Source organism: Terrimonas pollutisoli (genome assembly GCF_029360765.1).
GTDB classification, from domain to species: Bacteria; Bacteroidota; Bacteroidia; order Chitinophagales; family Chitinophagaceae; genus Terrimonas_B; species Terrimonas_B pollutisoli.
Map to the genome: position 1 here is coordinate 477,320 of NZ_JARKNA010000003.1, position 7,667 is coordinate 484,986.

Sequence of the window (7,667 nt, forward strand, 5' to 3'; positions counted from 1 at the left end):
ATGTTGAGCCGGTTTTTTATCATTTACTGTTCCTCTTTTTTACCGAATATTTTTTTCAGGAATCCTTTCTTTTTTTTTGGCTCATCGGTGGGGGAGCCGATGGGCTTGCTTTCACTCTTTTTTCTATCGCCGGAACTTTGATTGTTTAATGAATCTTTTTTAGTCGGACGGGGAGCATCATCTTCAACCACTGGTTTTGATTCCGGGCCAATATAATTGTAATCATCTGCTGTACCCACTCCCTGGTCAACACCCTCTGCTTCCGGATTGGGAGCTGTATCTACGGGCATGATATCGGCGCTGTTGATTTGATTATCATAATCAGCAGGCTGTACAAAATGTGCTTCCCTTTCTATTCCTAACGATTTATCTGCATATACTTTTTTAAAAAATACTTCCCAAATTGGTCTGGCCGCTGCACCGCCAAAGCCACCTGCACTCTCGTTCCTGATAAAACGATCATCACAACCCACCCAAACGCCACCTAACAGTTGAGGGGTATAGCCCATATACCAGGCATCTGCATTGTCATTGGTGGTACCTGTTTTGCCGGCCATTTCTGCAGCGCCTAACCTGTTTCTCAAGCCCGCAGCAGTACCCACATCAACGGTGCCCTGCATCATTCTTGCCATGCGGTAAGCGGTGATCTCGCTGATTGCTTCTTTGCGGTTTACGCTGTAATCAAAACGCTTGATTATATTCCCGTTCCTGTCTTCAATGCGGCTGATAAAAAATGGTTTGGTTGAAAACCCGCGGCCCGCAAAAATGGAATACCCCCATAGCATTTCAAATAATGAAAGATCACAGGCTCCAAGAGCGATAGATGGATAGGCTTCTACTTTAGTCGGGATATTGATACGTCCCAGGAAATCGGCAAATTGTTTGGCGCCCACCTGCTTCATGATGTAAGCCGTTGCACAGTTTTTTGACCAGGCCAATGCTGAAGCCATTGTCATAGTTCGTCCACTGCAGGTTTTGGTGGTAGCAGGTACTAACTGATTCTTACCGAAGCTTTGTTGCTGGTCTATCACTTCTGTTTCCGGCGTAAAACCTCTTTCTTCCATGGCCTGTGCATACAGCAGTGGTTTGATGGTAGACCCAACCTGGCGTTTTGTCTTCAGGTTAGCATGATCGTATTTATAAGTTTTGAAATTGATACCACCAACCCAGGCTCTTACTTCGCCGGTCAATGGGTCCATCACCATAAAAGCGGCTTGTACCATTTGCCGGTGGTATTTGATGGAATCATAAGGCGTCATCACCGTATCTTTTTCACGATGGCTGTTCCAGGCAAAAACTTTCATCGGCACTTTTTTGTAGAAAGTTGCTTTTATTTCTTTGTCGGTAAAGCCTTCATCCGCTAAATATCGCCAGCGATCACTTTTTTTCATTTCGGCCTGCAATACATTTTCATGGCCCTTCCATACGGAGCCGGTCTTTATCATTCGCTGTGCATTCAATGCTTTTTGAAGAACAGGCATTTGAGAGGCGGTTGCCTCTTCCGCATATTCCTGCATACGGGGATTGATGGTCGTGTAAATTTTCAACCCGTCTTTATAAATATCGTAGGGTTCTCCATTAGGTTTTTCCAATCCTTTCAATGCGGCACGGACTTCGTCTTTCAATACCTCACGGAAATAAGGCGCATAACCGGTATTCTCATCCAGTTTTTTATAACGGGTCATGTCGATCGGTAATGCTTTCAGTTTCGCCGCTTCAGCCGCATTGATCTTTCCATTTACTTCCATCTGACCAATTACCACGTTGCGGCGATCTAATGCCGCCTTTGGATTTCGTACGGGATTATAAATTGTATTTCCTTTCAGCATACCCACCAGCAATGCTGCTTCCTCTACTTTCAGGCGATCCGGCTCTTTCTGAAAAAAAGTGCGGGAGGCATTACGAATGCCATAGATATTATTACCAAACGGAACCGCATTCAGGTATAAAGTCAGAATCTCTTCCTTGGTAAAATTTCTTTCAAGCTTGACGGCAATGATCCATTCTTTTAATTTTTCAATTACCCGCCAGGCCCTGTTTTTACTTCCCTGTTCGAGCAATGCCTTGGCCAATTGTTGAGTAAGGGTACTGCCACCGCCCTGGCCGCCTAAAGTAAAAACGGCACGCAAGGTAGACTTGAAGTCAATACCGGCATGATTGTAAAAACGTTCGTCTTCGGTAGCGACCAGTGCATTGGTTACATTGGCAGAAATATCACGGAATTTTACATTGCTGCGGTTGCCTCGCTCTGTATAATATTTGCCCATCAGGGTGCCGTCATTGGCAATTACTTCAGAAGCTTGTTGTATGGATGGATTTTCTAATTCCTGCAACGAAGGCATGTTTCCAAACACGCCGAAATTGGCCAATGCGATCAGTAAAGCAAATGCCAATAAGCCAAAAAGAAAAATGCGCCAGAAAATGCGGACTGATTTTGTCATTTGAGATATTTTTTATGCTGTGGCTAGCCAAATTCAAGAGTGACGATAAACAAATAGGTTAGCAAAAAGCAAACCGAAATTAGTAAAAAGCTGTTAGTTCACAGCTTGATATGGAAGCGTTTTTATGAGCCCAATTAAAATCATATAAAAATTAACAGAAATGCAGCTATTTGGGCTTATCCATCGTTAGTGCTCCGTTTAATCTTCATATGAATAAAATGCATTGCTTGCTAAATACATTAACCCAATCGGAATATTGGTAATTAGATTAGAAATAATAGAGCTTTTCAAGCCTGGCAAAAATTTGTTGTTTCGTGTAGCTAAAATGTAGAAAGGCAACTCTATAATAATAGAACAAATAGTAAAAAAAATGACACCTAATGCAAAGAGTGATTTTTTTACAACTCCTGTTTTGAAGCCAAACCATTGATCATGAAAATAATAATCAATTGAGTGAGTTGTTAAATAAGCGCCTAAAAATAAAGATGTGTATTCTGCCAGAATTATTGGTAATAACGATATTGTTGCCTTTGAAATATTTTTTAAAATAAAATGATCGATACTAACAAAAACCAAGGTGACAAAGAGAATGTGAAAGAAAGCTAAAATTGTAACGTTCATTTTGGATTTATGTAGAATTGATTGCTGGTATCTAAAATTTTCCCGGAAGATTTTTATCCAAAAACTGTTTGTATTTCTCCAGGTCCTTACTGCTTTTTAGAATTTCGAGGTTCCGTTCAGTAATGATCGAAAAACTGTACTTACCACCTTTCAACCACGGAATAATTTCTGTTGAAGTTTTTGGTTTTGTCTGATCTACATAAGTGATGGCTTCAACGGCATTTTGAAAAGGACTGATCAGCAACAGGCGATTGTCGGCATCGATATCGATCAATTCAGCCTGCATTTGTTTGTTATAGTAGTTGTCCCGGTTGTGCCGTGCAAATGCATTCTTTGTTTCGTTGACAAATATGGGGTCGATTTTGTTTAAAATAATGATTACATAATGCGGGGCATTGGCTTCAAAACTATAGGCTGTTGGGTCGGAAGTTTGCTTGAAGAATTGTTTGTTGACACTATCAACAGCGGGTTTATTGACCACTAATGGTTGCTGCACCGGTTTGATAACAACCGTATCTTTTGTGGGTAGTTGAGTTACTGTTCGTGGAATAATTTTTATCGGTTGTCTTGCCATACTATCTTCTGCCGGCATTACGATCACCATATTACGCAGTTCTTCTTCGATCTGCTTGCGGCGTTTTAATACATTCAGCATTGTTTCGGCTTTGGCTGCCAATGGTGTACTGCTAAACGTTCGCAGAATATTATTCAGAACGATAGCAGCCGTGCTATCATCCCTTTGTTTGATGTGGTATACCGCTTCGATATACAGTAATTGAGGTGTCCAATAATTACTGCCGTGCGTACTGTCTGCACTTTTCTTCATCGCCAGGGCTTCGGCAAAATTTCCTTCGATAAAAAGATCATAGATATTTTCATATGTTTTTGTCGCTTCTGGTTGCGGGCCTTTTGTTATCGGGTTTTTCCCGGTGGTAATGATTGTAGTAAAGAGCTGACCGGGATATTTTTCACTCATCAATTTTTTTATTTCACCAGCCTTAGTTGTTTCCCCGTTTTTATTGTAACAGTAATAGAGGTTAAAGAGTAATTCAGACATTTTTTTGAATTGAGGAAAACGTTCCCGCAACTTTTCGAGTGTTTCAGTGCCGCCTGTACAATCTTCCAGTTCCTTAACGTATATAAGGCCTGACTCAAATAATGCGTTTTGAATGGAGTCATTGGAGAGTTCAACTTTTTCCGGTGTCAATGGAAGCCTTTCAAACAGAAGATCGTACGTAATTTCCTGCGGCTGATCTGCAGCAGCAGCCTGATTCACCAGCGTCGGTTGATGTCCTGCTCTTGGCCTGATGCCGGCATTTTGTGTGGCCATGCGCCGCCAGTTGTCAATATTTTGCCGGCGACCCCATCTGGACTCGAAATCGGCCAAACCTTTGTCCCGTGAATTCTTATTATAGAAATACCATTCTCCTTTTTTGTCATTGTCCACAAAAAGGGAAGGGGTGACCTCATCCTTGGCATTAAATTTTTTGAGCACAACACCTTCATCTTTCAGGCCCTGTTCCTTACGTAGTTTGCGGACTAATTTCTTTATAAAATCTTTTCTTTCATCATCTGGCAAGGCAGCTATTCGCTGCAGGCTATCCTGTCTTGTCACGATTTCAATACTATTAGCAAGTCTTGCCAATAGTTCTTTCCTTTCAGTGATGGCCTGGGGGTCTTTTATTGTTGGATCACCCAGTTGCAGGCTGTCATAAAAATTGTACGATTGGCGATATTGTCGTTTGATAAACGAAAGGTCGGCCAGTTGTAAAAAAGCCCTGTTGCGCTGGGAAGGATTGTTGGTATTGTATTTCGTGCTTTTTAAAAGCAATGGCAAGGCTCCGTCAATATTGTTTCGCTCCAGTTCCATTTGAGCCGCCATATAGTAAATGATGTCACGATAGTCCAGGTATTTATCACGTTTTGCCATTTTCAATAGAGCGGCAATGTTTTTATCTATATAATCTTCGCTGCTATCTTTATTCACTCTTACCATGGCTAACCGGGCATATACATCCATGATCGGGTCCGTGGTGTGATTTACTGATTCATTGTACCATTTTTCTGCCTCTGTTCTTTTGCCCGTGAGTTCATAAAGTTGCCCGATTAAAAATTCCCATCTTGCTTTTTCACTTTTGCGGGTCGCATTGCTCAAAGCGTTTTCAAGATGTACGACAGCACTGTCCCAATTTTTTTGTTTATAAAAATAATAGGCCTGTACTTCCTCCAGGTCATTGTGTAAACGGGCGGGAAATTGAGGATCATTTTTCAATGCCTGTATCAGGCTGGAGGCGTCAGCAAACTGATCCTGCGCCAAATGATTCCTGATTTGCCAGATAAAAGCATCATTCCGGCTGGGCGGCTCGGAAAACATGCGTTTGCTAAGCGTATTTTTTTCTTTTGTAGAAATAGCGATAGCACTGTTACCGTCACGGGCACTGCCGATCGTTTTATAATAACCGTCTTTTTCCTTTTCGGCAAATGCATAATTGATGAACTGGAACATCAGGTGAGCCGAATCAAACTGTTGTTTCAGGTAGTACGACGCACCCCACAGCAGGTAAAGATTATCAGCCCAGTCGTTCCGGAGATCATGCAATACAATACCGGTTTGGGCTTTATAAGAAATTGAATCCAGCTGAATGCTGTCGGCAGCCGTTTCATCAAGAGTATAATTGTAAAAAGGGATTAGTTCCGCATAATCATCCTTAAAATTTGATTTGGCCCTGTCAAGTACTTCGTTCAGCTTATTATTCGCATTGAAGAAATAATTGTAATGCGTAATGGTATTTTGAATGAATCGTTTAGGGGTGGTAAATTTCTTTTGATCTGATTTTTCTGATCGCAACACCCTGTTCTCAAACTCCTTTGGTTTTTTTACGTCGAGTGCTATACCTAACTGACCAAAAGCAGGCACCGCCAGTTGGCTCAATAAAAAGGATAATAATACCGGGATAATATATCGGGTCAGTGACATGCTCAAGCTAGACTCTTATTAACTGAATTTCAAACATTTTAGTATAGGACTGCCGATCTTTTTTTGTACAATTTGCCCAGATGAAATCCTGTTTCTCTGCAAGACAAAAAATGAATGCCAGGAGGACGAAAATAGAGGAATTTTTTTTAGCCTGCCGATTAACCGCAAAAAAGCAAAAAGGCTTCGATCAAGTTCGCCATAGGCTGTACTGTTAGCTGATAGCCAGGCTTTAGCTGAGCAAAAATTTGGCTTCGCTGAAATAAAGATGCCCGAAGGTTTTTATACCTCATTTCATACCTTAGCCGCCATAAAATAAATACATGGCAAAACTGGATGCAGGTGACACGCTAAAACGGTTGCGAAATCGTTATCGGTTGGTAGTGATGAACGATGATACGTATGAAGAAGTAGTGACTTTTAAATTATCCCGGCTTAGCGTTTACATAGTTTTGAGCACAATTTTTGTTGTATTGGTTGGCCTGACAGTGGCTCTTATTGTTTTTACGCCGTTAAAATACTATATCCCCGGCTATGATGATTTGAGGGTGGGAAGGGAATACAGGCAAATGAAATACCGGGTAGATTCACTGGAAAAACAAATGGATCACCAGACCAGGTACATTGATAATATCAAGAGAGTATTGAACGGAGACGCTGCCGCCCTTGATACAACGATCTTAAAAGTACCTAAAGATGAATTGTCGGAAGATTAGCGAGTAAGAGGGGATATGAAATGAAGTGGAAATAGTATAGTTTTAATAATATCCAATATAGACTCAGGCAGGCTGAGTATTAAATCAAATATCTATGTTTAACTCAAAAAACAAAACTGACATGGCACTTGAAAAACCAACCAGCGGCAATGGCACCACCCTCATCGGTGCCGGAACAACTTTAAAAGGAGATATCAGTAGTAATAGTGATCTCCGCATCGATGGAACGGTCATCGGTAACATTCAAAGCACAGCCAAGGTCGTGATCGGTGCCAATGGTGTGGTAGAGGGTGATATTACCGGCAACCAGGCTGACATTATCGGCAAAGTAACCGGCAATATCAAAGCAAAAGATCTGTTGCAGTTAAGAGGTGATTCGATAGTGACAGGAAATCTTTATGCAGAGAAATTGCAGGTAGAGCCTTCAGCTAAATTCAATGGCCAATGCCATATGGGTTCCAACGGTATCAAGATGGTGGAATCAGGTAAAGTTGATGAAGAGGAAGCCGTTCTCCAATAATAGCACAAGAGACTTATTACGTTATGCAGGTTTAGGCGCCCAGATGTTGGTGTCTATTGGCATTGCTATATTTGTTGGCCTCAAAGCCGATCAGTGGTTGCACAGTTCGCCATTGCTGACCTGTGTATTACCTTTGCTCGTCCTTGGGGCTATTCTTTATCAAATAGCCAGGCAGACAGGAGGTAAAAAGTGAAAAGTGAAAGGAAAAAAAGGGAAAAGTAAATGTCATATCATTTTTATGTACTCACTACTTTCCATTTACTTTAATTAACCCAAGTTGCTAGTTATAGAGAAAAAGGGATGAGCATCAATAAAAGATAATTTTGAGTTACCACACACAAAACTCAATTATCGATGCTCAACGAGGATAAAATTATAAGGATTTACTGTATTGT

The 7,667-nt window shown here is 41.2% G+C and carries 6 protein-coding genes; 3 read left to right on the forward strand and 3 right to left on the reverse strand.

The genetic code is table 11. From position 1 onward, the window contains the following. Positions 1-23 precede the first annotated feature (23 nt). From P2W73_RS08705 to porW, 3 genes are all read right to left on the reverse strand, one after another. Entirely contained in the window at positions 24-2,441 is a 2,418-nt protein-coding gene (locus tag P2W73_RS08705; RefSeq protein WP_276501628.1) for a transglycosylase domain-containing protein, read from the reverse strand. Between the two features lie 198 nt (positions 2,442-2,639). Then, positions 2,640-3,062 (reverse strand): hypothetical protein, encoded by a 423-nt coding sequence (locus tag P2W73_RS08710; RefSeq protein WP_276501629.1) that lies wholly within the window; start codon positions 3,060-3,062, stop codon positions 2,640-2,642. A 31-nt stretch (positions 3,063-3,093) separates the two neighbouring features. Next, entirely contained in the window at positions 3,094-6,039 is a 2,946-nt protein-coding gene (gene porW, locus P2W73_RS08715; protein ID WP_276501630.1) for a type IX secretion system periplasmic lipoprotein PorW/SprE, read from the reverse strand. A 320-nt stretch (positions 6,040-6,359) separates the two neighbouring features. Here porW and P2W73_RS08720 point away from each other — a divergent pair, with 320 nt between their 5' ends. From P2W73_RS08720 to P2W73_RS26480, 3 genes are all read left to right on the forward strand, one after another. Beyond that, positions 6,360-6,752 carry a hypothetical protein gene (locus P2W73_RS08720; RefSeq protein WP_276501631.1) on the forward strand — a complete coding sequence of 131 codons (393 nt, stop codon included), beginning with the start codon at positions 6,360-6,362 and terminating at the stop codon, positions 6,750-6,752. A gap of 121 nt (positions 6,753-6,873) precedes the next feature. Next, on the forward strand, positions 6,874-7,272 hold the full coding sequence (locus P2W73_RS08725; protein ID WP_276501632.1) for a bactofilin family protein: 399 nt from the start codon (positions 6,874-6,876) through the stop codon (positions 7,270-7,272). Then, positions 7,247-7,465 (forward strand): AtpZ/AtpI family protein, encoded by a 219-nt coding sequence (locus tag P2W73_RS26480; protein WP_369127516.1) that lies wholly within the window; start codon positions 7,247-7,249, stop codon positions 7,463-7,465. The genes P2W73_RS08725 and P2W73_RS26480 overlap by 26 nt, the downstream gene beginning before the upstream one ends. The last annotated feature ends 202 nt before the right edge of the window (positions 7,466-7,667 follow it).

Bases quoted from the DNA above. Each gene is read 5' to 3' on its own strand.
- P2W73_RS08705 (WP_276501628.1), bottom strand. From the start codon at position 2,441: ATGACAAAATCAGTCCGCATTTTCTGGCGCATTTTTCTTTTTGGCTTA.
- P2W73_RS08710 (WP_276501629.1), bottom strand. From the start codon at position 3,062: ATGAACGTTACAATTTTAGCTTTCTTTCACATTCTCTTTGTCACCTTG.
- porW (WP_276501630.1), bottom strand. From the start codon at position 6,039: ATGTCACTGACCCGATATATTATCCCGGTATTATTATCCTTTTTATTG.
- P2W73_RS08720 (WP_276501631.1), top strand. From the start codon at position 6,360: ATGGCAAAACTGGATGCAGGTGACACGCTAAAACGGTTGCGAAATCGT.
- P2W73_RS08725 (WP_276501632.1), top strand. From the start codon at position 6,874: ATGGCACTTGAAAAACCAACCAGCGGCAATGGCACCACCCTCATCGGT.
- P2W73_RS26480 (WP_369127516.1), top strand. From the start codon at position 7,247: ATGAAGAGGAAGCCGTTCTCCAATAATAGCACAAGAGACTTATTACGT.